The organism is Lichenicoccus sp., assembly GCF_965277665.1.
Taxonomy (GTDB): domain Bacteria; phylum Pseudomonadota; class Alphaproteobacteria; order Acetobacterales; family Acetobacteraceae; genus Lichenicoccus.
Genome location: NZ_OZ255835.1, coordinates 1674200 through 1699012 on the forward strand (window position 1 = coordinate 1674200; position 24813 = coordinate 1699012).

At 66.3% G+C, this 24813-nt stretch carries 18 protein-coding genes, 1 tRNA gene and 2 pseudogenes; 14 read left to right on the forward strand and 7 right to left on the reverse strand.

Annotation, left to right across the window (positions count from 1 at the left end; translation table 11 throughout):
* Window positions 1-22: 22 nt before the first annotated feature.
* The 3 genes from ACQY4O_RS07655 to ACQY4O_RS07665 are packed head-to-tail and all read left to right on the forward strand — an operon-like array spanning window position 23 to window position 5777.
* A complete protein-coding gene (locus ACQY4O_RS07655) occupies window positions 23-1252 on the forward strand; it encodes a TolC family protein (protein ID WP_428378137.1) in 1230 nt (409 codons plus the stop codon).
* Window positions 1253-1278: 26 nt separating this feature from the next.
* The gene (locus ACQY4O_RS07660) at window positions 1279-2604 is read left to right on the forward strand and encodes an efflux RND transporter periplasmic adaptor subunit (RefSeq protein ID WP_428375594.1); all 1326 of its coding nucleotides are present in this window, start codon (window positions 1279-1281) and stop codon (window positions 2602-2604) included.
* The gene (locus ACQY4O_RS07665) at window positions 2601-5777 is read left to right on the forward strand and encodes an efflux RND transporter permease subunit (RefSeq protein WP_428375595.1); all 3177 of its coding nucleotides are present in this window, start codon (window positions 2601-2603) and stop codon (window positions 5775-5777) included. The genes ACQY4O_RS07660 and ACQY4O_RS07665 overlap by 4 nt, the downstream gene beginning before the upstream one ends.
* A 35-nt stretch (window positions 5778-5812) precedes the next feature.
* On the opposite strand, the gene ACQY4O_RS07670 is transcribed toward ACQY4O_RS07665, so the two are convergent.
* Together ACQY4O_RS07670 and ACQY4O_RS07675 are read right to left on the reverse strand one after the other, a co-directional pair.
* Window positions 5813-6556, reverse strand: coding sequence for a dienelactone hydrolase family protein (locus ACQY4O_RS07670; RefSeq protein WP_428375596.1), 744 nt, complete (start codon window positions 6554-6556; stop codon window positions 5813-5815).
* Window positions 6557-6572: 16 nt separating this feature from the next.
* Window positions 6573-6685: pseudogene (locus tag ACQY4O_RS07675) on the reverse strand (IS3 family transposase); the annotation flags it as partial.
* Between the two features lie 828 nt (window positions 6686-7513).
* Here ACQY4O_RS07675 and ACQY4O_RS07680 point away from each other — a divergent pair.
* From ACQY4O_RS07680 to ACQY4O_RS07695, 4 genes are all read left to right on the forward strand, one after another.
* Window positions 7514-8440 (forward strand): 2-hydroxyacid dehydrogenase, encoded by a 927-nt coding sequence (locus ACQY4O_RS07680; RefSeq protein ID WP_428375597.1) that lies wholly within the window; start codon window positions 7514-7516, stop codon window positions 8438-8440.
* A 46-nt stretch (window positions 8441-8486) separates the two neighbouring features.
* Window positions 8487-10109 (forward strand): peptide ABC transporter substrate-binding protein, encoded by a 1623-nt coding sequence (locus ACQY4O_RS07685; protein ID WP_428375598.1) that lies wholly within the window; start codon window positions 8487-8489, stop codon window positions 10107-10109.
* A complete protein-coding gene (locus tag ACQY4O_RS07690; RefSeq protein WP_428375599.1) occupies window positions 10106-11059 on the forward strand; it encodes an ABC transporter permease in 954 nt (317 codons plus the stop codon). The genes ACQY4O_RS07685 and ACQY4O_RS07690 overlap by 4 nt, the downstream gene beginning before the upstream one ends.
* Window positions 11060-11150: 91 nt before the next feature.
* Window positions 11151-11930, forward strand: a complete 780-nt coding sequence (locus ACQY4O_RS07695) for an ABC transporter permease (RefSeq protein WP_428378138.1) — start codon at window positions 11151-11153, stop codon at window positions 11928-11930.
* A 92-nt stretch (window positions 11931-12022) separates the two neighbouring features.
* Here ACQY4O_RS07695 and gcvA read toward each other — a convergent pair whose 3' ends face one another.
* Window positions 12023-12946 carry a transcriptional regulator GcvA gene (gcvA, locus tag ACQY4O_RS07700; RefSeq protein WP_428375600.1) on the reverse strand — a complete coding sequence of 308 codons (924 nt, stop codon included), beginning with the start codon at window positions 12944-12946 and terminating at the stop codon, window positions 12023-12025.
* 232 nt (window positions 12947-13178) lie between these two features.
* On the opposite strand from gcvA, the gene ACQY4O_RS07705 reads away from it, so the two are divergent.
* From ACQY4O_RS07705 to ACQY4O_RS07735, 7 genes are all read left to right on the forward strand, one after another.
* Window positions 13179-14330: a hypothetical protein gene (locus ACQY4O_RS07705; RefSeq protein ID WP_428375601.1), complete on the forward strand. Its 1152-nt coding sequence runs from the start codon at window positions 13179-13181 to the stop codon at window positions 14328-14330.
* Window positions 14327-15430: a ketopantoate reductase family protein gene (locus ACQY4O_RS07710; RefSeq protein ID WP_428375602.1), complete on the forward strand. Its 1104-nt coding sequence runs from the start codon at window positions 14327-14329 to the stop codon at window positions 15428-15430. Before ACQY4O_RS07705 ends, ACQY4O_RS07710 begins: the two co-directional genes overlap by 4 nt.
* Window positions 15427-16551 carry a Gfo/Idh/MocA family protein gene (locus ACQY4O_RS07715; RefSeq protein WP_428375603.1) on the forward strand — a complete coding sequence of 375 codons (1125 nt, stop codon included), beginning with the start codon at window positions 15427-15429 and terminating at the stop codon, window positions 16549-16551. Before ACQY4O_RS07710 ends, ACQY4O_RS07715 begins: the two co-directional genes overlap by 4 nt.
* Window positions 16548-18176, forward strand: a complete 1629-nt coding sequence (locus ACQY4O_RS07720) for a DUF885 family protein (RefSeq protein ID WP_428375604.1) — start codon at window positions 16548-16550, stop codon at window positions 18174-18176. Before ACQY4O_RS07715 ends, ACQY4O_RS07720 begins: the two co-directional genes overlap by 4 nt.
* The gene (locus ACQY4O_RS07725; RefSeq protein WP_428375605.1) at window positions 18173-19186 is read left to right on the forward strand and encodes an ABC transporter ATP-binding protein; all 1014 of its coding nucleotides are present in this window, start codon (window positions 18173-18175) and stop codon (window positions 19184-19186) included. The genes ACQY4O_RS07720 and ACQY4O_RS07725 overlap by 4 nt, the downstream gene beginning before the upstream one ends.
* Window positions 19183-20109, forward strand: coding sequence for an ATP-binding cassette domain-containing protein (locus ACQY4O_RS07730; protein WP_428375606.1), 927 nt, complete (start codon window positions 19183-19185; stop codon window positions 20107-20109). The genes ACQY4O_RS07725 and ACQY4O_RS07730 overlap by 4 nt, the downstream gene beginning before the upstream one ends.
* A 248-nt stretch (window positions 20110-20357) precedes the next feature.
* The gene (locus tag ACQY4O_RS07735) at window positions 20358-23135 is read left to right on the forward strand and encodes a TonB-dependent receptor (RefSeq protein WP_428375607.1); all 2778 of its coding nucleotides are present in this window, start codon (window positions 20358-20360) and stop codon (window positions 23133-23135) included.
* Between the two features lie 253 nt (window positions 23136-23388).
* On the opposite strand, the gene ACQY4O_RS07740 is transcribed toward ACQY4O_RS07735, so the two are convergent.
* From ACQY4O_RS07740 to ACQY4O_RS07755, 4 genes and pseudogenes are all read right to left on the reverse strand, one after another.
* A complete protein-coding gene (locus tag ACQY4O_RS07740) occupies window positions 23389-23775 on the reverse strand; it encodes a tyrosine-type recombinase/integrase (protein WP_428375608.1) in 387 nt (128 codons plus the stop codon).
* An 18-nt stretch (window positions 23776-23793) separates the two neighbouring features.
* A complete protein-coding gene (locus tag ACQY4O_RS07745; protein ID WP_428378139.1) occupies window positions 23794-24321 on the reverse strand; it encodes a tyrosine-type recombinase/integrase in 528 nt (175 codons plus the stop codon).
* A pseudogene (locus ACQY4O_RS07750) lies at window positions 24295-24480 on the reverse strand (hypothetical protein); the annotation flags it as partial. The gene ACQY4O_RS07745 and the pseudogene ACQY4O_RS07750, both read right to left, overlap by 27 nt.
* A 227-nt stretch (window positions 24481-24707) precedes the next feature.
* Window positions 24708-24797 (reverse strand) — tRNA-Ser (locus ACQY4O_RS07755).
* Window positions 24798-24813: the final 16 nt, after the last annotated feature.

Here is a 24813-nt window from a genome sequence, read left to right on the forward strand (position 1 = left end):
GGTGCGTCTGCGAGCTGGCGGCGTGCTGGCTCTCGGCCTCGCTACGCACGCCCCAGTTCATGCGCAGACCCGGGCGCATACAGCCGCCCCCCTGGGCGCGACCGTTGATGGCCTGTTGGCGGCCGGGCGAAGCCTCAGTCCGGCGTTGCGGGCCGTCGCCCTGGATACAGAAGCGGCCTCCGCCCGGGCCGGAGGCGCCGGCGCGCTCGATGATCCGACCATCACCGACAGCTACACCACCTACAAGGACCCGAACGTCTTCAGCGCCCACACGGTGATGCTGACCCAGGCGTTCCCGCTCTGGGGCAAGCGCAGCCTGCGCCGGGCGGCGGCGCTTGCGGACGTGGAGGCCAGCCGCGGCCGGGAACGTGCGGCGCAGGATGAGCTGGATGAGAAGATCAAGGTCGCCTACGCGCAATACGACCTGACCGCGCGCGACCTGGCGGTGAACCGGGAGGTTGCCGGGTTGGCGCGCCGGATGCGGGCTGCCGCATCGGCCCGCTATGGGCAGGGCGGCGGCGACCAGGTTGCCGTCATCCAGGCTCTCGGCGAGGAGACGACGGCCAAGACCGAGGAAGTCAGGCTTGCGGGCGCATATGAAGCCGCCCGCGATCGCCTCAACGTGCTGGTCGGCCGTCCCGCAAGCGCGCCCCTCGCCGAACCCACCCGCGCAAGGCCGATCCCGGCCGCGGAACCCGCCCTGGAGATGCTGGTGGAGCGTGCCCAAGCGGCCAATCCGACGCTGGCCGCCAGCACCGCCACCATCGAAGCGGCGCGCACGCGCAGCACCCTGGCGGACAAGGCCTGGTACCCGGACGTGACCGTCGGGGCGGGACCGCTCGTCCCGACCAACAACCGCCCTGTCGGCTTTGCCGCCACGGTCGGCCTGAACATTCCCCTTCCCTGGGGGCGGGAGGCAGCCGGTCAGCGTGAGGCGGCAGCGCAGCTCGGCGCCTCCGAGCAACGCTATGACGCGACCCGGCTCGAGATCGAGGGCGCCTTGGCCGAGAGCCTCGCCAGGTTCCGGGCCGCGCGGGCGACGGAGGCGCTGTTGAAGCGGGAGGCGGTGCCGCAGGCACGCGCGGCCTTCCAGACGGTGCTGGCCAATTACAGCCAGGGACGGGGAGATCTGACTGGCGCGATCACTGCCGACCACCAGACGCACGACGTCGAACTCCGCGTGCTCCAGGCACAGCTCGACGAACAGGTCGAGCTTGCCGCGATCGAGCGCCTGATCGGCGGAGACCTGTGATGCGGTATCTTCTGCTCGCGTCGGCTTTGGCTGGCGCCGCTGCCGTCGGCCTCGCCCGAGCTGACGATCAGCCTCGCCGGCCTCTGTTCTACCAGGACCCCGATGGCAAGCCGTTCTATGCGGGCGGCCCCGAGAAGACCTCGGATGGGCGGGACTATCAGCCGGTCTTCGATGATGCCGCCTCACAGGCCGCGGCGGCAAAGCCACCGGGCGGCGATCATCGCATCCTCTACTACCGCAACCCGATGGGTCTGCCGGACACCTCGCCCAGGCCCAGGAACGACAGCATGGGGATGGCCTACATCCCGGTCTATGCCGACGAGGGAAGCCAGGACGGCCCCCCCGGCACCGTCCGGATCACGCCGGGCCGCCTGCAGACGCTCGGCGTGCGGACCGAGGCGGCGGAAATGCGGCCGCCTGCCGGCCGCGATGTTCGGGCGATCGGTATGCTCCAGTTCGACGAGCGGCGGCTGGCGACGGTCACGACGCGGGTGCCGGGCTGGATCGAGCACCTGGCCGTGGCGGCGAACGGCGACCCGGTCAAGCGCGGTCAGGTGCTGGCCGAAATCTATTCACCCGACATGGTCGCCTCGGAAGAGGAGTACCTGATCGCCGCCCGCATGGGCGGCGCGATCGGCTCCGCCTCGCTCCAGCGCCTGCGCGCGCTGAACATTCCTGATGACGAAATCGCGCGTTTGCGCCGGTCCAGCCGGTCTGTTCGGCGCATCCCGGTCGTGGCCCAGGTCGATGGCGTCGTGATCGACAAGCCGGTGCAGGAAGGCATGCGGGTCGATGCCGGAGAGGCGCTCTACAGGACGGCGGACCTGTCCAGCCTGTGGCTGATTGCCCAGGTGCAGGAGCAGGACCTCGGCGCGATCATGCCCGGGCAGATGGCCCGCGCCAGCTTCGTCGCGTTTCCCGGCCGGAGCTTCGAGGGCCGGGTGGAGTTCGTCTATCCGTCGCTATCGGCCGACACGCGTACGGCCCGCGTGCGCATCGTGCTGCCCAATCCAGACGGCGTCTTGCGCGCCGCGATGTTCGCGAGCGTGCAGATCGCGGCCGCCCCCGCCGGCGCGCCTGTGCTGGCGGTGCCGGACTCCGCCGTCCTGGACAGCGGCACGCGGCAGGTCGTGTTGGTCGCGGCCGGGGAAGGCCGCTTCCAGCCCCGAACCGTCGCTCTGGGCGTGCTTGGCAATGGCTGGGTGCAGGTGACGGACGGCATCAAGCCGGGCGACCGCGTCGTGGTCGGCGCCAATTTCCTGATCGACGCTGAAAGCAATCTGCGTGCGGCCCTGCAAGGGTTCGGGAGCGGCGACAAACCGCAGGCCGATCAGCCGGGAGCCAAGCGATGATCGGCCGTCTGATCGAGCTGTGTGCTCGCAACAAGACGCTGGTGCTGCTGGCCACCCTGATGATGGTGGGCATCGGCGTGTGGTCGGTCGCCAACACGCCGCTTGACGCCCTGCCGGACCTCTCCGACACCCAGGTCATCGTCTATACCGAGGTGCCAGGGCAGGCCCCGCAAGTGGTCGAGGACCAGGTCACCTATCCCCTGACCACGGCCTTGCTCGCCGTGCCGCACGCCAAGGTCGTGCGCGGCTTCTCGAATTTCGGCGTGTCGTTCGTCTATGTCGTGTTCGATGACGGCACCGACCTCTACTGGGCGCGCTCGCGCGTGCTGGAATACCTCAACTTCGCGGCCAAACGCCTGCCTGCGGGCATCACGCCCACTTTGGGGCCGGACGCGAGCGGCGTTGGCTGGGTCTACGAGTATGTGGTCCTTGGCGCGAACCGGACGCTGGCCGAGCTGCGCAGCATCCAGGACTGGATCGTGCGCTACGGCCTGGTGACGGCCAAGGGCGTGGCCGAGGTGGCCAGCGTCGGCGGCTTCGAGAGGCAGTACCAGGTCGTCGTCGATCCCCGGAAGCTGCAGGCCTTCGGCATCCCCCTGGACCGCGTCTCGGACGCGATCCGCGCTAGCAATAACGATGTCGGCGGCCGGACGATCGAGATGAGCGAGACCGAGTACATGGTCCGCGGTCGCGGCTACCTGCGGAACATGAAGGATCTCGAGGCGGTCGTGCTGACGGCCGATCCGAACGGCTCCGGCACGCCGGTGCTGCTGCGGGACGTGGCGCGCATCGAACTCGGCCCGGACGAACGCCGCGGCATCGCCGAGATGAACGGCACGGGGGAGGTGGTCGGCGGCATTGCCTTGAAGCGGGACGGCGCGGACGCGCTGACCACGATCGACAACATCAAGGCCCGCGTGGCGGAGATCACGCCGGGTCTGCCCGAAGGCGTGTCGATCGAACCGGTGTACGACCGCTCGCAGCTGATCGACAGCGCTATCTCTACTCTCAAGCACACCCTGCTCGAGGAAAGCCTGATCGTCGCCGCCGTGTGCATCATCTTCCTGCTGCACGTCCGCAGCGCCCTGGTGGCGATCCTGACGCTGCCGATCGGCATCCTGATCGCGTTCGCCGGCATGCACGCGCTCGGCATCGGCTCCAACATCATGAGCCTGGGCGGCATCGCCATCGCCCTCGGCGCAATGGTGGATGCGGCGATCGTCATGATCGAGAACGCCCACAAGCATGTCGAGCGTCTCCAGCCGGGCGAGCCGCGCGGCCCGGCGCTGATCGCCGCCGCCAAGGAGGTCGGCCCGTCACTGTTCTTCAGCCTGCTGGTGATCGTCGCCGCCTTTCTGCCGGTGTTCGCGCTGGAGGACCAGGAAGGACGCCTGTTCAAGCCACTGGCCTACACCAAGACCTTCGCGATGGCCGGCGGTGCCCTGCTGTCGATCACGCTGGTGCCGGTGCTGATGCTGTTCTTCGTGCGGGGGCGCATCGTCCCCGAGGCGAAGAACCCGATCAACCGCGCGCTGATCTGGCTCTACCGCCCGCTGATCCGCCTCGTCCTGCGTGTGCCGGTCCTGGCCGTGGTCGCCGCGATCGCGATCCTGGGTGCCACGGCCTGGCCGGCGATGCAGCTCGGCAGCGAGTTCATGCCAAGCCTCAACGAGGGCACGCTCCTGTTCATGCCGGTGACGCTGCCGGGGCTCTCGGTGACCAAGGCGGCCGAGCTGCTGCAAACGCAGGACCGCATCATCAAGTCGTTTCCGGAGGTCCAATCAGTCTTCGGCAAGGCGGGCCGCGCGATGACCGCGACCGACCCGGCGCCGGTCGAGATGAGCGAAACCGTGGTCAACCTGAAGCCGCCCTTCGAGTGGCCCGCCGGCAAGACGCTCGACCAGCTCATCGCGGAGATGAATGCCGCCTTGCAGCTGCCCGGTGTCAGCAACGCCTGGACCATGCCGATCAAGGCCCGCATCGACATGCTCTCGACCGGCATCCGGACGCCCGTCGGGGTGAAGGTCTTCGGGCCGGACCTGCACGTGCTGGAGCGCCTGGGAACCGAGGTCGAGCGCGTCGTCCGCGACGTGCCCGGCACCACGAGCGCGTTCGCCGAGCGGCTGGAAGGTGGTCGCTACGTGGAGATCGAGCCGGACCGCGAAGCGGCTGCCCGCTACGGGCTTTCGGTCCAGGACATAGAGAAGGTGGTGGCAACCGCCCTCGGCGGCGAAACGGTCACGACGACCGTCGAGGGACGTGAGCGGTATGGCGTGAACGTGCGGTATCCGCGCGGCCTGCGGGAGGACCCGGAAGCCATCGCCAGCCAGGTCCTGGTGCCGGCGATGCGTGGCGCCATGGTTCCACTGGGCCAGGTCGCCAGCATCCGCATCACCACCGGGCCGCCCAGCATCCGTACGGAGAACGCGCAGCCGGTCGCCTACATCTATATCGACCTGCAAGGGCGCGACCTCGGCGGCTATGTCGCGGAGGCCGCCCGGAAGGTGGCCGGGCAGGTGAAGATGCCGCCTGGCTACCACCTCGAGTGGAGTGGCCAGTTCGAGTACCTGCAACGGGCCGAGGCCAAGCTGAGGGTGGTGGTCCCAGCAACCCTGGTGGTGATCATGGTGCTGCTGTTCCTCAACTTCGGCCGGCTGACCGAGACCTTCATCGTGATGCTGTCCGTCCCGTTCGCACTCGTCGGCGGCGCCTGGCTGATGTGGCTGCTCGGCTACAACATGAGCGTCGCCGTGGCGGTCGGCTTCATCGCGCTTGCGGGGGTCGCGGCCGAAACCGGCGTGGTCATGCTGATCTACCTGGACCACGCGCTTTCCGAGATCCGAAAGAAGCGCCGTCTCGAAGGTGCGATCTTGAGCCGCGAAGATCTGCAAAAGGCCATCATGCACGGCGCGGTCGAGCGCGTGCGGCCGAAGATGATGACGGTCGTCGCGATCATGGCCGGGTTGCTGCCGATCCTGTGGAGCACCGGCACCGGCTCCGAGGTCATGCGGCGGATCGCCGTTCCCATGGTGGGCGGCATGGTGTCGTCCACCATCCTGACCTTGCTTGTCATCCCCGCGATTTACGCGATCGTCAAAGGATGGCGGCTGCCTCACCGCGCACGGCCGCCAGTTCCGACCCGGGAGCTATCATCGAACCGACACGGAGCGTGAGCCGAGAGCGGACGCTCGATTAGCCCCGCCGCCGGTCATTGACCTCGGTGCAGGGTCCGGCCGAAGAGCGCCAGCATCTCGGTCCAGCCGCGCTCAGCGGCGGCATGATCGTAAACGGGGAAGTCTGGCTTCATCCAGCCGTGCGCTGCGGGGTAGGTCTCCGCCCGGTAGCGCACGCCGGCTTGCGCCAGTGCCTTCTCCAATCGCTCCGCCATCTCAGTCGGGTAGCTGCCGTCGTTCTCGGCAGCGGCGACATAGATTTCGGCCTTCAGCTCCGGCGCGAACAGGTGGGGGCTGGCTGGCGCGTCGGTTGCGAGATTGCCGCCGTGGAAGCTAGCGACCGCCCCGAAGCGATCAGGATAGGTTCCCGCCGCGGCAAGTGCCATGCCGCCGCCCATGCAGAAGCCCACCGCGCCGACCTTGCGGCCAGCGACGTCGCCGCGCGCGTCGAGACAGACGAGGAAGGCCTCCGTATCCTCGGCGGCCTTGTCGTTGCCGGTTGTGGCCATCAACGGCCCGAGGATCGCACGGACGTCGCCCGCGAAAACCTCCTTGGGCACTAGCGGCCCATACGGGCCACAACGGTAGAAGAGATCGGGCAGCAGCACGACGTAGCCGGCGCCCGCAAGCCGCTGCGCCATCTCAGTAACGACAGGCCGGATGCCGCCTGCGTCCATGTAGAAGATGACGGCGGGCCACGGCCCCTCGCCCGCCGGCGTCGCGACGTGCGAGGGGCATTCACCGTCGCGCGTTCGGATCGTGATCTGCTCGTTCGGCACAATGTGCTCCTACCCGGACTGCTCGATGTTTCGCAACGAAGCCGAACTTCATGTCGACCCCCTCGCGAAGTAGGCCGCGGCTTTTCTTAGGCTGTCGCGCTCCGTCTTGAGCTTCGCCACCTCGCACCGACCGGGACGGCGTCCCTGCTTCGTCCGAGCCGGCGCAACCACCGCGATCGTGCGCTTCCGAGGAAGGCTTCGACAATTTCACGCCGATCAACCCTTAGACCCAAGAACATCGCAGTTAAGCGGGTAGAGCCGGGGGCAGGTCTTGCTTCGGGACGAATGTTCTAAACGATTTGAGGAACTTATGGGCTCCGCTTGGCGGAGAGGGTGTCCGAATATTAGTCTTTCTTATCAGTCTACTAGAGCTTAGCACTGCCCCTGTCCCCTTATCCGTCCCCACAGGAGATCTTCTTGAGCCGAAGCTGATCCTCGGGCCAGCTCGCTTTTAATAGTCGATGTTAGGGAACCTCGACAGGCCGTCCCATGTGGGCCATCACGAGTCGCCCGGCGACAACAACGCGCTGCGCTGGTCCGGTCTGGGAGCCGCTGACGGGACTTGGCTCGTCCAACGGGGATGCCGATCGCAGCGACGCTGTCGGTGGCGTCGGTGCGTTCCTGAGGCGCCCCACCCTAGAGCCACCACCCATCAGCCGGGTGCATCGCGGCCGGGCGTCAGAGGCGGCGTGTGTTGTGGCTGCCCCTTTTCCGATCGATCGGTTGATGGTGGCCATGCGGCAGTGACGCAGGCGCTCAGCACGCTCCAGGACATCGCGGCAGTCGCCGACCCTTCTCAAGATATTCGTCCGCACGCTCATGAACAGCAGATAAAGGTCAGGTTGCATGAGTAGGCGTACTCCGGGGGCAAAGCGACGAGTGTCATGAACCGGCACTCATGGCTCGGGGAGTTTTGTGCAAGTTGCCGCGCCACGCCCGCATGATAGGGTTTCCGGCATGAAGACACTGATCGTCATGCTGCGCGCGAACGCGTCAGAGTGGCTCGAGCTCCTGAAGCAGGCACTCCCCGATCATGAGGTCCTGCTGGATCCGTCGGCAGCCCGGGGTGCGATCACCTATGCCCTGGCAGGCAAGCCGCCGGCCGGCGCGCTCGCGGCGCTCGGTCGCATCGAGGCCTTGTTCAGCGTCAACGCGGGCGTCGAGGCGTTGCTGCAGCCGGGAACGGTTCCAGATGACGTGCCGATCGTCCGGCTGGCCGACGGTGCGCTCGCGGCCGGCATGCTGGAATGGGTGCTGGCGCAGACCCTCGCCTGGCACTGCAACCTCTTCGACTACAGGGCAAGCCAGGTCGAAATGCGCTGGGCGCCGATGCCGGAGAGAGTGTCTTCGGAGCGACCCGTTACCGTGCTTGGAGCAGGTCATCTCGGCGCGCCGGTCGCACAGGCGCTCGCACGCCTGGGCTTCCCGGTCAGGGCCTGGTCTCGCACGCCCAAGGAGCTTGCGGGAGTGGATTGCCTGGCGGGACGCGAGGCCCTGCACCCTGCCGTCGCCAGGGCCGAGATCCTGATCAACCTTCTCCCCCTGACAGAAGAAACAGACGGGCTGCTGGATCAGCAGGTGCTTGGCGCCCTGGCCCGCGGCAGCGTGCTGATCAATGGCGGTCGCGGGCGTCACGTCGTTGACGAGGCGCTGCTGGCGCTCCTGGACAAGGGGCATCTGCGCGCCGCGGTGCTCGACGTGTTCCGCGAGGAGCCGCTGCCTCTGTCGCACCCGTTCTGGCGTCACCCGCGCGTCTTCATCTCCCCGCACGTCGCCGCACCCACGCATGCGGCGTCCGCCGTGGCCACGATCGCTGCGAACATCCGCCGCCACGAGGCCGGTCTGCCGATGTCCGACATCGTGGACCGCGTCCGTGGCTACTAGGCGAGCCTCCCACCTCTCCATCGAGCTGCGACGCCTTTGTCTGGCGGTGCCGATTGTTGCCCTGCCCTGTCTTCTTGCAGCGCAATCAAATGCGGCGGCCGGATCCTCGCCGCAGAAGGTGCCACGCGGAGGCACCCTCGTCGTCGGGCTGTCGGAGGACATCGACACCCTGAACGTCTACTCGACCGGCTTCCTCGGCTACGCGGAGGCGGCTGTGGTGGAAGGGCTGCTGGCACCGGACGCGCGGGCGGAATACGTGCCGGTGCTGGCCACCGTGGTGCCGACGCTGGCGAACGGCGGCATCCTGCTGGAGCCGGACAACCGGATGCAGGTCACCTATCACCTGCGTCCGGGCGTCCTGTGGCAGGACGGCGCGCCCTTCACCTCGGCTGACGTGAAGTTCACCTGGGAGGCGGTTCGCGATCCCGCCTTCCTGGCGGAGTCGAAGGACGGGTCGGAGAACATCGCCAGCATCGATACACCGGACGATCTGACAGTGGTCGTGCATTACACCCGCCGCTCGGCCGCCTTCGCCTCCACCTTGTTCACCTTTGGGATCCTGCCTCGTCACCTGCTTGCCGGCCATGATCTCAACCACGATCAGTACAACGAGCGACCGATCGGCACGGGCCCGTTCATGGTGCACGCGTTCCGGCGCGGTGACTACCTGGTTCTGGATCGCAACCCGCACTACTGGCGACACGGCCCCGACAACGAGGCGCTGCCGTATCTCGACCGTATCGTGTTCCGGATCATCCCTGACACCAATACCCTCGGGATACTCATCCGCGCCGGCGAGATCGGGCTCGCTCCGCTGGTTCCCTACATGCTCGCCGAGCAGATCGAGGGCGCGCGGGGGATTATCGTCGAGAAGGGCCCCTCCCTGGGCTGGGAACATCTCGATTTCAACTTCCGCGGGCCGGCGCCCTTGCGCGACATCTCGGTCCGCAGAGCGGTCGCGTCCGCGATCGATCGGCGCGCCCTGGTGCGTGCCGCCGGCGGCTACCCCGAGCCGATCCACTCGGTGGTGGTGCCGCTCCTGGCCGGACTCTTCGATCCCGCCGCGCAGGGCGAAGCCTATGACCCCGCCGAGGCGAACCGCCTGCTGGACGCTGCCGGATACCGCCGAGGCTCCGACGGCGTGAGGGCGAAGAACGGGCACCGTCTGGAGTTCCGCATCACCGCCCAGAGCGGGCAGGTCGACGACGAGATCGCGGAGCAGGTCATCATCGCGCAGCTGCAGGCGATCGGCATCGGCCTGACAGCAGACAACAAGACCGGGATAAGCTTTCGCGAGGCCCGCTATCACGGCGACTATGATCTGCTCTATGGCCGCTGGGTGACCGCAGCGGACCCGGTCTACAGCGTCTTCTTCGGGACACACGGTCCTGACAACGGGCAAGGCTATACGAATCCGGCGCTGGACGCGGCCATGGCCCGTATGGAGACCGCCATGCAACCGCAGGCCAGGCGGGAAGCCGCCGCGGACATGCAGAGAATCCTGGCGCAGGACGTCCCGACGATCCCTCTGGTCAGCGCGGTGTCGCTGGCAACGAAGACCGTGCGCCTGAGAAACTACGTGGTGAACCCTACGAACATGACGGACTTCGTCACCGCGGCGACGTGGTATCTGGCTGAGCCGGACCCGCCAAGGGTGGCGTCGCGTTGAGCCTCGGCTATCTGCTCCGTCGCGGCTTCGGCGCAATACCGCTGCTGCTTGCGATCTCGCTGATCCTGTTCGCGATCGTGCACATGGCTCCTGGCGGTCCGCTCGACGTCTACGCCGACAACCCGTCGGTGACGCCGGCGGCGCTGGAGCAGATCCGCAGAGCATATGGGCTGGATCAGACTCTGCCGGTGCAATACCTCAAGTGGCTGCACGCCATGATTGCAGGAGAATGGGGCTACTCGATCCGGACCGGCCGACCCGTGCTGGCAGAAATTATCGACCGGTTGCCAGCGACACTGCTGCTCGGGGTCTCCTCGATGCTGCTCTCGCTGCTGCTCGCGCTGCCGGTCGGCATCATCGCCGCCTGCCAGCGCGGCAAGGCCATCGACCAGTTCGTTACCCTGCTTTCCTTCTCGGGGATCTCCATTCCCGTCTTCTGGCTCGGTCTGCTCCTGCAATTGCTGTTGAGCATCAGGCTCGGCTGGCTCCCGGCTGCCGGATACACCGTCTTCGGCGACGCATCGATGACGGATCGGCTTGCCCACCTCGTCATGCCTGCCGGTGTGATGGCGCTGGCGACCGCCGCGACCTGGAGCCGTTTTCTCCGGGCGAGCCTGATCGGCATTCTCGAACAGGACTATGTCCGGACCGCATACGCAAAGGGTCGCGGCCTTGCCGGAGTGGTGATGTGGCACGGGTTGCGCAACGCAGCGATCCCCTTCGTGACGGTCGCCGCCCTTGACCTCGCCAGCATCATATCCGGCGCGGTGATCACCGAGACGGTCTTTGCCTGGCCGGGCATCGGCCGGCTGTTCGTCGAGAGCATGAACGGCCGCGACTATCCGGTCCTCATGGGTCTGATGATGCTCGGCTCGCTCGCCCTGGTCCTGGCCAATCTTGCTGCGGACATCGCATGCGCGCTTATCGACCCGCGGATCCGGTATGACTGAGGTTCAGGCTGTCCCTGACGCGGCAAGTCTCGCTCCAACCCGCAGACCCTGGACGCGCAGGCTGACGCCGCCGCGTCCTGCAACGTTGGCAGTGCTGTTTCTGCTCGGCATGGCGATCCTTGTCGCGCTCGGGCCCGTCCTGTCCCCGTACCGCTTCGACCAGCAGGACCTGGACCTGATCGGACGTCCGACCGCTCCCGGGCCACAGCATTGGCTCGGCACCGACGAGCTGGGTCGCGACCTTCTGACGCGGTTGCTGGTCGGCGGACGCATCTCGCTGGCGGTCGGGTTGGCGAGCGCCCTCGTCTCGACCCTGCTCGGGACGCTGGTCGGCGGTCTGGCCGGGTTCTACGGGAGGCTGGTGGACCAGGCCCTCATGCGCCTGACCGACGTCATCCTCTCGATACCTCTGCTGCCCCTGATCCTGCTGCTGTCCGGGCTGTTCCGGCCTGACGTGCCGCTCCTGGTCCTGGTCATCGGCGGCCTGACCTGGATGAGCACGGCGCGGGTGGTACGTTCGCAGTTCCTGCAGCTGCGATCTATGAACTATGTGGACGCCGCGCGCGCGCTGGGCGCCGGCAATGCGAGGCTGATGCTGCTCCACATACTGCCGAACGCTTCAGGTCCGATCATCGTCTCGGCCACGCTTGCCGTCGGAGGCGCCATCATGCTGGAGTCGGCAATGTCGTTCCTCGGCTTCGGGGTGCAGCCGCCAGTCCCGAGCTGGGGCAACATGCTCAAATCGGCGACACCGTGGCTAGGGACCGCACCCTGGATGGCGTTGCCGCCCGGCCTGCTGATCTTCGCGACGACCCTGAGCGTCAACCTCCTTGGGAACGGCTTTCGCGGCGCGCGCGATCACGGTCGGTAGGCTCCGGTCAGCCGATCAGGCCGCCGTAGTCCCCGGGCAGTAGCCGGCGGGTTGGGGCCGCTGCAATGCGAGCGCAGATAAGGCTCGCCGCGCTAGGCCGCCTCATTGCGTTGGGGCCGCGGTAGCCGTGCCACCTCCTCCAGCAGCCACCCGCGGAACAGCTTGACGCGTGCCAGATCCTGCTTCGCCTTCGGGGTCACCAGGTAGTAGGCGCCTGGCCCGCTGACGCGCACCGGCAGTGGCAGCACGAGAACGCCCCGCGCAATCTCATCCTCGATCAGGATGCGGGGCAGCAGCGCAACTCCCATGCCGGACTGCGCCGCCTGGATCAGCATGAAGAAGTGCTCGAAGCTGGGTCCCCAGCGGGCACCCTCCTCATCGAAGCCGACCGACCGGAACCAGTGTGGCCAGGCGTGATGCCGGGTGGTGTGCTGCAGCAGCACGAAATTGGCGAGGTCCTCGAGGCTACGCAGTCGGCGGGAGCCCTCGATCAGCGAGGGGCTGCACGCGATCACTATCTCCTCGGAAAGCAGCGGCTCGGCGACGGCATCCGCCCAACTCCCAGTACCAAACTGCACGGCGACATCCAGCTTCGGCGCGTCGAGCTCGAACTGCCCGTCACTGCTGATGATGTTGATCAGGATCTCGGGATGCCGCTCCCGAAACCTCTCCAGCCGCGGGATGAGCCAGCGCGTCCCGAAGGTCGGCAGCATGCCGACCGTCAGCGTGCCGCCACCCCTGCGTGTCGCGATGAGCTCGCTGGTGCCGGCCTCCACGCGATCGAAGGCATCCCGCACGAGGTTGAAGTAGTAGCGACCGCCCTGTGTAAGCTCGCTGCGACGACTGGTGCGCCGGAACAGCGGCAATTCCAGGTAGTCCTCGAGGGTGCGAACCTGCCGGCTTGCCGCGCTCTGCGTGACGTTCAACTCGGCCGCAGCCATCGTGAAGCTTTCGTGTCGCGCAACCGCCTCGAAAGTCCTTAGGGCGCTGAGTGATGGGAGCAGGCGTCGACGCATGGCCTATCATTCTCCTACGGCATGACGGCAGGAACTAAGTGCGCTTGCACAGGCGTCGCCAAGCTCTAGCCTGTGAAGCGCCAATCCGTCGCCGTCGCGGTCCTCATTGCAAGATCCGCACCGCAGGTATCCGAAGCAGCGCCAAGTCCTGACGCGGGAGAAACCAGAACAAATGACGAGCCCAGAAAGAGGTCCTCAAGAGGCCTTCGGCAAGGACCTGACCTCGGTCACCATGGGTATCGACGGTCTCGAACGACGGCAGAGCCGCGAGAGCGGGCTGCTCGACACCGAGGGGCTGGTCCCGATCTACCTGGGCGAGGACCTTGTCGAGCCGCGCAATTACGACAACTGGTGGCATGTCGAGGACGACCTGAACGCGCTCCAGGATCGCCTCGGGGAGGTGACCCCTCATCACCGGAACGTCTTCGCGACGGAGATGATCCTGTCGCTCAGGGTTGCAGTCCGCCTGTTCGCCGGGTCCAGCCCGTCGTTCGAGGTCAAGGTGCGCGACCTGGTGGGAGGGCCGACAGGTGCCGTAGATCCCGAGGTGATCGACGGTCTGCGGGACACGCTCGATGGGCTGCTGCGCCGTCGTGGCATCGTTCGCGGCGACCTGCCGCAACGGATTGCGGAATGGGAGCAGTCGGACTTCGTGCCTCCTGCGCAGCTCGAGGGGGTATTCCGCACACTCATGGACCAGGCCCGTGATCGGACGGCGCGGATGATCTTTGACTGCGGAACGTTCGACATGGCGCTGAACCCGATCCGCGATGCGCCATATTCGGCGCGATGCTCGTTCGCTGAACGAAAGATGGACCTGAACGTCGACCATGACTTCACCCGTGCCGGGATGAAGCATCTGGTGGCACACGAGGTCTTTCCCGGCCATGCGACCCAGCTGCTCTACACGCAGGCGCGGCTGCTGGAGGGACGAGCCTACCCGGAGGTCCTGCTCTGCACGGCCAATTCCGTGCTCGGCTGCGTCCAGGAGGGCATCGGCGATGAGTCCGTCGAACTGCTCGACTGGATCGAGGACGAGAACGACATGATCCAGGCGGAGCTGCGTCGCCTGCGCAGTGCCGCACAGACCTCGGCCGCCTGGTACCTGATGCATGACGGATGGGACGCCGACGCTGTCGCCGACTATCTGCGGCAGACGGCGGCCGGCCAGGAGCCGTGGATCGAGGGCCGGCTGCGCATGGCCGCACATCCGTTCCGCGGTCCGTTCATTGCCTCCTACTGGGGCGGCGCCGTGGCAGTGCGGGCCGTGCGCGAGCGCACGCGGCCGGAGCACCGGCGCGAGTTCATCGAGTATCTTTATGCCAATACCCATTCCCCGAGCAGCCTGGACCTGTTCCAACCCAGCGCCACAGTCTCGGCATGAGTGCCAGTCCCTCCGCCGGGCCGCTGCGGCTCGCGATCATCGGCGCCGGTGCCATTGGCGGCCTCGCCGGCGCCTACATGACGCAGGCAGGGCACGACGTAGTACTGGTGGATCGCTGGCGCGAGCATGTCGATGCGATGAACGCCTCCGGCCTGGCGATCGACGGTGTGCGAGGGGCCCTCACGGTGCCTGTGCGCGCGATGCTTCCCGAGCATCTCAAGGCTCCGCTCGAGGGTGTGCTGGTGGCCACCAAATCGCAGCACACGCTCGAGGCCATGCGACAGATCCTGCCGCTGCTGAAACCCGACTCATTCATTGTCTCGTTCCAGAACGGCTTCAACGAGCCTGCCATTGCAGACCTCCTGCAGCACGCCGGCCTGGGCGGCATGCATCAGGTGATCGGCTCGATCCCTAACTACGGCGGAGCGCTGCTCGACCCCGGCCAGATCGAGTTCGTGCACGAGGGACCGATCCAGCTCGGCGAGATGCTCGGGCCCCGTACGGAGCGGCTGGGAAAGCTGGAATCGATGCTGTCCGCGCTGACCGACGTGCAGCTCTCGGACAACATCTGGGGGCAGATCTGGGCCAAGGAGGTCTACTCCGCGCAGGTCGTGTTCTCTGCACTGGTGGATGCGCCGATATCGGAGTCGCTCGGCCAGGAACGCTACGCGCGTGTGGCCGGCGCAGTCGTCCGTGAGGCGCTGGAAATTGCCGAAGCCAACGGGATCGTCGTCGAGGCCTTCGACTTCTTCGATCCCGACAACTACCGGCCGGTGACCGCACAGGATACGGAGCGGCTGCTGCGCAACATCCAGCACGCGATCTGGCTGCTCAAGAAGGACCAGAACACCGGCTACCGCTTCCGCAAGCGCGGCTCCGGCATCTGGTGGGACATCGTCTACCGCAACCGGCCGTCCGAGGTGCGCGCGTCGAACGGCAAGCTGGTGGAATATGGCCGACAGGCCGGAGCCGACACCAGGCTGAACGCAAGGCTGTGCGACATGATCTACGAGGTCGAGAACGGTGTCCGTCCGCTCGGTTTCGCCAACTACCTGGAACTGGAGGCTTACGTGGCCGAGATCGGGAAGAGCCTGCCATGAGCGCCGTATCGGGCAAGATCGGCGTTGGCTTGATCGGGGCGCACGACTGGGCAGAGAAGGCGCACCTGCCAGGATATGCCGCGCATGAGCGGGTGCATCTGGCAGCAATCTGTGACGTGGTGCCGGAGCGTGCCCGCGCCATGGCGGACCGTTTCGGGATCACGACAGTCTACCACGACCACCATGACCTGCTGGCCGACCCGGCGGTGCAACTGGTCGATGTCTGCACTCCCACCCACACCCATCTGCCGCTCAGCCTGGACGCGATCGCGGCTGGACGGCACGTGCTGTCGGAAAAGCCGCTCGCCACCGCGGCGGCTCCAGCCTTCGAGGCGGCGGCGGCGGCGGCGCGCCAGGGCGTGCGCACCAAGCTCGGCTTCACCTTCCGCTACTCGCCGGCGATCCGACAGATCAAGCGCTGGATCGAGGACGGCTCCCTCGGGGAGATCTTCCATATCCACGGATTCGAGCAGAACTCGCAGTTCCTGGACCCGGACTTCCCGTTGCGGCAGGTGTCGCCGGACCAGCCGCGCGACCGACTGATCCCGTCGTCCGTCGTGGGATACGGATCACATCTGGTCGATCTGATGCGCTGGCTCGGCGGCGAGTTCGCCTCCGTTGCCGCCAGCATGCGCAATTTCGTGCCCGAGCGCATCGTGCGCGGCATGACCGGACGGCAGCGTATCCCTATCGAGGACGGCACCGTGGGACTGGTCGAATATGCCAGTGGAACGCAGGGCCTGCTGCAGTCCAGCTACATTGCGGTCGGGAATTATCCGGGCGTCGAGATCCGCATCTATGGCTCGCGCGGGGCGGCCGTGGCTCGGCTGATCTCCGAGTTCGGCGTCGCGGAAAGCCTGCATCGGGCGGAGGCGGACGTCGTCGAGTTCCAGCCGGTCCGCCTCGGTGACGAGCATTTCCCGCCGGGGACAAGTCTTGGCACCCCATGGCCCGAGCTGTACTACCGCAACCTGATCCGGCACTTCGTCGACGAGATCGTGGAGGATCGTTCCGAGGAGTGCACCTTCCTCGACGGCGCCAGGAGCCAGCAGATCGTCGATGCACTGGTGACCGCCCATTTCGAGCGTCGCTGGGTGGATCTCGGGGGGGCATCGGCATGAGCGGCGCCACGCTCGCCTCGGATGTCGGTATCGCGGACGCCTTCCTGGACCATCACCTCACCCTGCACCCGGTAGATGCAACCTTCATGGGCATCCGCGGCTACGACCGGATGCTGCCACGTGCCGATGCCGGAGTGGCCGCCGAGGAGCGGCGCTCGATCACCGCCTTGCGTGCGCGCCTCGCGCGGGAAACCAGGGACACAAACGCCGCCCGTATCGATGCGCGCATGATCACCGGCGAACTCGATGTCGCCGAGGCGGCGCTCGATGCGCGGCCCCGCTGGCACAACCCGGCCTGGTTCACCGGGGAGGCGGCCTTCGGTCTCATCAGCCTGCTGCTGCCGCAGGCGGCCCCCTACGATCCCGAAGCCATCGCTGCCCGGCTGGACGCCATTCCCGACTTCCTTGCCGACGGGCGGGCGCGGCTGCGCGAGCGCGGACGGGCACCCGCCGGCTGGTGCGAGCGGGCGCGACGGGAGGCGCGCGCAAGCGCGAGTTTCCTCGCCTCGGGCCTGACGTTGCACGAGACGTGGCGCACCGACTGGCACGAGCCTGCCAAGGCCGCGGCGGAGGCTTTCGAGGCGTTCGCCAGCAGCCTGGATCAGCTCGACCCATGCGATGCGGCGGCAGGCGCTGCCCACCTCGACCTTGTCATGCGTGCCCAGCACGGGCTCGATGCGGGTCCGGTGGCCCTGGCGGCGGCGGCGCAGGCCGCCTTCGAGCGGCTGACGCTTGAGCTGGAGGAGGATGCCAGGGCCTTCGGCCCAGGTCAGGAGTGGCAGCACATCACGGCGGGTCTGGGGGAGCGCTTTCCGGCCCACCCGGACGACGTAGTGTCGCGCTACCGGCACTGGCACGAGGAGGCCCAGCAGCAGGCGGCAAGCCTTGTGACGCCGGCCCTGGAATACGGTCTCGACTACCGCCCACTTTCATCGCCCTTCCAGCAGGTCGCGGCCGAGATGTACTTCCTGTTCTACCGGTCTCCGCCTCCGGCGGCTGCCGGGACGGGCAGCGTCTACTGGGTGATGCCGTCGGCTGGCGACGCGCAGGCCTATCTGCGCAGCCAGAACGAGTCGCTCGTGAAGCTGGTGCACGCAGTGCATCATGGCAGCATCGGCCACCACACCCACAACGCGCGCGCGCGGACAGCGGGCAGCGTGCTGGCGCGGGTTGCCGGCACGGACTGCGCCCTCGGGATCGCGTTCCTCTCCGGGGGCATGGCGGTGGAAGGCTGGGCCTGCCACGCCGAGGACCTGATGGCGGAGGTGCCCGGCTTCTACGATCCGGCAGAGCTTCTGCTGCTCAAGCAGTACGAGCGACGCAACGCTGCAAGCGTGCTGGTGGATGTCCGGCTTCACTTGCGCATATGGAGTGAGGCGGAAGCCGAGCGCTTCTACCGTGATGAGGCCGGGTTCCCTCCGCAGCGCGCACGCGCCGAGGTGGTCCGCAACACCATGTTCCCGGGAAGCCGCCTGATGTACTGGGCGGGCGTGGAAGCGATCCGCGCCCTGCGCCGGCGGTGGCGAGGCGACACCCGGTCGTTCCACGACACGCTGCTTCAGTTTGGCCATGTGCCGATGGCAGCGATCGAGGAGTCGATGGCAGGTCACGGCCTGCTGAAGTGACGGAGCCTCCGCTCGAGCCGCCGGTGCTCGAGGTGCGCAACCTGGTCAGTGCCTTCCGCACCAGGTCCGGCTGGTTTCGAGCGGTTGATGGGGTCAGTCTCGAGATCCCCCGTGGCCGGACTGTCGCACTGGTGGGAGAGAGCGGATCGGGAAAGTCCGCCACCACCCTTTCGATCATGGGCCTGCTCAAGCCGCCGTACGCGCGCATCGCCTCAGGGCAGATCCTGTTCCGGAGCCGCGAGGGCACGATCCGGGACCTGGCGCGCCTCGATGACCGGTCGATGCGGGCGCTGCGCGGTAACGAGATCGGCATGGTCTTCCAGGATCCGATGACCAGCCTGAACCCGACGCAGACAGTCGGATGGCAGATCGCCGAGACCCTGCGCCTGCACCGGCGCATCTCAGCGCGAGCCGCCGCGGCCGAGGCAGTGCGTCTGCTCGGCCTTGTCGAGATCGCCGATGCATCCCGGCGCGCCGAGAGCTACCCGCACCACCTGTCGGGAGGCATGCGCCAGCGGGTCATGATCGCGATGGCGCTCGCCTGCAAGCCGACACTGCTGCTGGCCGACGAGCCCACGACCGCACTGGACGTCACCGTGCAGGCCCAGATCCTCAGGCTGATCCGGGGTCTGCAGGACGAACTCGGGATGGGCGTGCTGTTCATCACGCACGACATGGGCGTGGTGGCAGAGATCGCCGACCGGGTGGAGGTCATGTATGCCGGCCAGGTGGTCGAGTCCGCGCCGGTAACGACCTTGTTCGACGCACCGCGTCATCCCTACACGCAGGCGTTGATGCGCAGCCTTCCGGGCCTGCAGCGCAGCATCGGGCCACGGCGAAGGCTTCCCGTCATTCCCGGCTCGCTCGAGCATGCGCGTGAATCGACCGGTTGCCGCTTCGCCGACCGGTGCGGGTTCACGGAAGCTGCCTGCCGGGCTGCGGTACCTCAGGTGGCGCAGCTCTCCGCGGTTCACCAGGCGCGCTGCCTGCGCTCGCAGGAGCTGGCATGACCGAGGCGATCCTCCAGGTACGGGATCTCGAGGTAACGTTCCCCGGCGAGAGCCTGCTGCCGTGGCGGCGACCACCGCCATTCCATGCAGTGCGCCATGCGAGCTTCGACGTGAGTCGGCGCGAGATTGTCGGCCTGGTCGGCGAGTCCGGCTCCGGGAAGACCACCCTGTCGCGGGCTCTGCTGCGGTTGCAGCCGATCTCCTCGGGCTCGATCGATTTCGATGGTCTTGATCTGCTGGCGCTGGACAGGGCCGGCATGGCGCGCCTGCGCCGGCGGATGCAGGTGATCTTCCAGGACCCCTATACCAGCCTCAACCCGCGCATGACTGCCGGACGCAACGTTGCGGAAGGCATGCTGCTCCAGCGCGCTTGCAACCGTGTGGAGGCCATCGACCGAGCCGTGGCCCTGCTGCGGCAGGTGGGGCTCCCCGCGGACGCGGCCCGGCGCTATCCGCACGAATTCTCCGGCGGGCAGCGCCAGCGTATCGGGATCGCGCGCGCGCTCGCCGTCGAACCCGAGTTCCTGATCGCTGACGAGCCGGTGTCCGCGCTCGACATGTCGATACAGGCACAGATCCTCAACCTGCTCCTGGAACAGCAGGAGCAACGCGGTCTTTCGGTTCTTTTCATTGGGCACGACCTGTCCGTGATCCGGCAGGTCTGCGACCGGGTCATTGTCATGTGCCGCGGGAGCATCGTCGAGATCGCCCTGACCGAGGCGCTGTTCAACCAGCCAATGCACCCCTACACGCAGAGCCTGCTCGAGGCGGTGCCGGTGGCGCATCCAACGCTCCGCCGTCCTGTGGCAAAGGGCATCGCCCAGCGGTGGGTTCCGGTCGAAACGGGCTCCGCGTTGCCACTACCCATGCGGGTTTGCGATCCCGGTCACCTCGTTGCCGAATTCGCCCTCTGCAGTGACTAGCAGCCTCTTGATGCCCGACAGGCGGGAGACTGCAGAGCTTAGCCGCATGCGCTGGGCTCATGTTGCAAGAAGGTAATGTGAGCTTGCGCCTCGTGCAGTGAATTGAGTGAATTGAGTGAGAGGAAGGGAACTTTTTCGGAGAGCAGGCGAGCTCCCGGCTGGCTCCAATCCTCAAGTCAAGCAAGGAGCTCCGCGCAATGCCGGCCTGTCCTCCAGCGTTCCATGGAAATAAGCCCGGCGACATAGTCATGCGCGTCAATCGCCACGGCATCATCGCGCACCGCCGGCAGCTTGCAGCGTCCGTTGCCCTGGTCTCGTTGCTGGGAGCCGCACCGACGCTGGCACAGACTGCCGGGACACAGCCTGGACAGCAGGGGACGGCTGCAAACCAGAATGCTGCCGCGGCAATTCCGCCCGCGGGGGATAGGCCTTCCGGACCAAGCGAGAGCATCACGGTGCGCGCACAGCGGAGGCTGCTCAAGGAGAAGGACTCGCCGAGTGCCGTGACCGAGCTCGGGGCGGCGCAGATCGCGCAGACCGGGGTACAGGGCAGCGTGGCGACCCTGCTTCGCGCAGCGCCCTCCGTCTACGTGTACCAGTCCGGGATCGGCAACAACGAGCCGGTGCTCTCGATCCGAGGAACACGCGGCCTTGAGACGGCGCAGACGCTCGACGACGTGCCGATGCAGGATCTGCTCAACGGCGGCTCCGGGAGCTACCTGCAGAACGTCATCGGCGGACGCTTCAACCTCGACCAGATCGGCGGGGTGTCGATCTATCCCGGTGTGGCTTATCCCGACAAGAACACCTTCGGGACGATCGGAGGAACAATCGCCTACAACACGCTGCGCCCGACCGATGACCGATCTGCCGACGCCTTTGGCTCGATTGGCTCGTTTGGGACCTACAACGAAGGCTTCGAGCTGAACTCGGGACGCCTGAACGGCTTCCTCGGCACGGGCGACGATGCCCCGAAGTTCCTCCTGAAATACTCGAACCTCCAGACGAACGGCTATATCGACTACACGCCGGCCCGCTACAACAACATGCTCTTCGCCATCGACAAGCCCTACGACCAGGGGCTGTCCAAGGTGCAGGCCACGGTCCTCTACAACACCGGCAGCGGCCTCTACTCCTTCGAGCCGGTACCACTTCCCTATCTGGAGCAGAACGGGACCTACAGCAACTACTCCCCCGACCAGCTCTTCGACCGCCAGGAGAACGACTATCTCAGCGTCATCCTTAAGGACGACACCTATGTCAACGACTACCTGAACTTCGGGCTGACGACATTCTACCTGCATTCCGACACGGAGAACACGAGCTACGGCAACCCGAGCGTCTTCACCACACCCGGCATCCCCGGTTCGGCGACAATCGATGGCGCGGCACCCCTCAACCAGAACATCGCAGGCTTCGGCCAGCAGTCGGGATACTCGCCGGGCGGCCTCTACTACAACCCGCTGACATTCAACTACAACGGGAACGCCGCGTATCCCCCCGGCACTGCCGCATGCCCGGCAAGCGTCGCTGCCGAATGGGCCAAGATCGGCCAGGTCAGCCCGTGCGGCTACAATGCCCTGCTGTCCAGGACGCACAACGACACGTACGGCATCCAGCCGCGCTTCACCGTCACACTGCCCGAGGTCTTCGGGATCGCGAACACGATCAAGGGCGGCGCGCTGGTCGCAAACGAGACGCAGCCGAACTCGCTCTACTACGCCGGCGGCACGCCGGACGTCCCCCAGACCGCAGGCAACATGGTCAGCGGCGCCGGGTTCCCGGGATCTGACCAGGGCAACGTTCAGAGGACGATCTATCTGGGCTACCTGCAGGACAAGATCGACTTCCTGCAGAACACGCTCCACATGACACCCGGCCTCACCTTCGAGGGGACGGCTTCCAGCTTCGTGGGCGGGGACGTGTTCGGCGGAACGCCGTCGAAAGCCCTTGAGGCCGAGCCCTACTGCCAGGCCGGCAATTCGTGCAACTTCGGAAGCTTCAAGGCGACCAAGTGGGACCGGGATCTGCTGCCGTTCTTCAACGTTAGCTATGATCTCGACAAGCTGCTTCCGGCGGCAAAGGGCGTCTCGCTCTATGCCAGCTACGGCGAGTCCGCATTGTTCGCGCCTGTCACGGACTTCGGCCCAAACCTCACCGGCGGTCCGCCGAGTGCCTCGATCGTCCACCTCTACGAAGGCGGGGTGAAGTACAACATCTCGGATCTTGTTCTGTCCGCAGACTACTTCTACCAGAAGGTCGACCGGGATTACGGATTCTTCGTCTACCAGTCCGGCCCTCTGAGCGGAGATGAAGTCTACACCAACGACGGCGAGCGCGAATTCAAGGGCGTGGAGGCGGCAGCAACCTGGCAGGTCAACCGCCAATGGCAGCTCTTTGCCAACGTCTCCCACACGCTGGCCAAGTATCTCGCGACGTCGCTGGCCTACGTCACCGTCCAGGAGGATCAGTTCGGGATCGCCACCAAGGGATCGCCGATCACCGGTGTGCCGGACTGGCTCTCGACGTTCGGCGTCGATTACAATCACCGGAACCTGGCTCTGCAAGGAGATGATTTTAATATCCGCTTCGAAGGCCAGTATACCGGCCACCAGTCCACCACCTATGACCTGATCGGCACGGAGAATGTCGGGCTGATCCCCGGCATCACCGCGAAGCCCGGGTCGTATACGTACTACAGCGCGTTGCAGGGAGACACGACCTACGACCCGCACGGGGGAATCAGCCCCTTCGTGATCTTCAACCTGGACCTCAACTACAAGGTTCCAGTCAGGAATATCGGGCCGCTCAAGACGCTCGGGTTCGACCTGAACGTCCTGAACCTCTTCAACAACAGGTATTTCCAGTACTACTATCAGCAGATTGTTCCGACTAACTGCGGCACTCTCAAGAGTGGTCCCTTCGCCGGCAAGCAGGCCAGCCTCTACAGCTGCACCCCGCAGTTCGCTGACGGAATACCAGGCGAGCCGTTCGCCATCACGTTCACGGCTACGGCCCACTTCTGATCTGCATACACTGCGGACATCATCGCACGTCGCAGCCGGTCGTCATCCAACATCGGGATCGACTGGGTGATGTTGGAATATCGACCTGAGCCACGACTTTCATTCTGCTGTCGCCAAGCCCTGCCTTGGGATCGGGACGCCAGAATGTGTCATTCTTTTTGACTTGTACCCAGCAGACCGCCTGCGCGTGACGCCGCTCAATCGCAGGGCTAGCCGCCCACGCGGACGGTCCATGAGGAAAAGCCGGAGGCCTTCAGAACGTCCTCGGGAGGACAAAAAACACTCCCCAGGCGTCCATAAGTTTACATCGTTTCTCGAAGAGATCACCACGTCTGTAGGCAGCCTCCACCTTGTCTCCTACGACGTGCGCCAGAGCTGCCTCTGCCACCTCATTTGAAACACTCGTCTGTTCGGCCGCCCAATCTCGAAATGTGCTTCTGAAGCCATGCACGGTGATGTGCCCCTGCCTCATGCGGCGCAGGACCATTGTCATCGACATAATCGACAGGGGCTTCCCTGGCGCAGCCCCCCGGAAGACGTAGGCGTCGCGTCTGTCTGTCTCCCGAAGTATTGCTGCCTTGAGCAACAGGGAGATCGCCGCGGTCGATAGCGGGACCCGGTGCTCACGTCGTGCCTTCATGCGGGTCGCCGGTATTGTTCAGACGATGGCATCGAGATCGATCTCGCTCCAGGTCGCTCCGAGTGTCTCGCCGCTGCGCGCCGCAGTGAGAATGGTGAACTCGACGGCCATGGCCGAGATTCCGCCCGGCTCTCGCAGGCTCGACAGGAAGACCGGCGTCTCGGCCCACGGCAGTCCGGCATAATGGACCACAGGGGCAACTCGAGCCCGCGACAGCAGAAGCTTGACGAGGTGGCCGCGCCAGCTTGCCGGGTTCTCTCCCGAGCGCGAGCCCATCGCCTTCGCGTAGTCGAGAATGCTTTCGAAGCGACCCCTGACACGGGCGGCGGTCTCGAACTTGGTGGCCCAGATCGGTTGCAGGGCAGCAAGAACGTGCCCCGTCGCGACGTTCGAGATCGGCACGTCGCCGAGGTACGGATGGACATAGGTGTCGAGCGTCGCAACCCACCTGAACGTTATCGGCTTGACGGCATCCTCCCGAACCCTCGCTTTCGCCTCCTCGACGCCCGCCCTGCGCTGCTCGACCGGATCTTGGCTTGCGCGTATCACCGCGCGCAGTTCGCGCACGCGCTGGCGGCCATCGGCCAGATCGACCTTGTCGTTGCCTCGTGCCCGGCCCAGCCCCGTTTCCCTGAGCCGGCCGCTGCGAGTGTATCGGAACACCCGGAAGGCCTTCTCGGGACCGCGAGCGAGAAGATACAGGCCGTCCCCGTCGCCGTATCAACCCGGCAGGGCGCGCTTGACCCTCTGTGCCGACAAGCCCGGTGCCCGGACCGGCCTGACCGTCCCCTTGTCTGTCCCCTCATCATCGTTGCGAACGAAAACAGCCGCAAGCGGACGGAGGCGGACACAAAATGGAGCTAAGGCATTGCAATGAGGGAAAAGTTTTGCAGGCCTGCGGATGATCACGGATCTTGGCGAACTGAGCGTTCTGGCGGAGAGGGTGGGATTCGAACCCACGGTACGCTTGCACGCACAACGGTTTTCGAGACCGCCCCGATCGACCGCTCTGGCACCTCTCCGACGCACGCGGCGGGC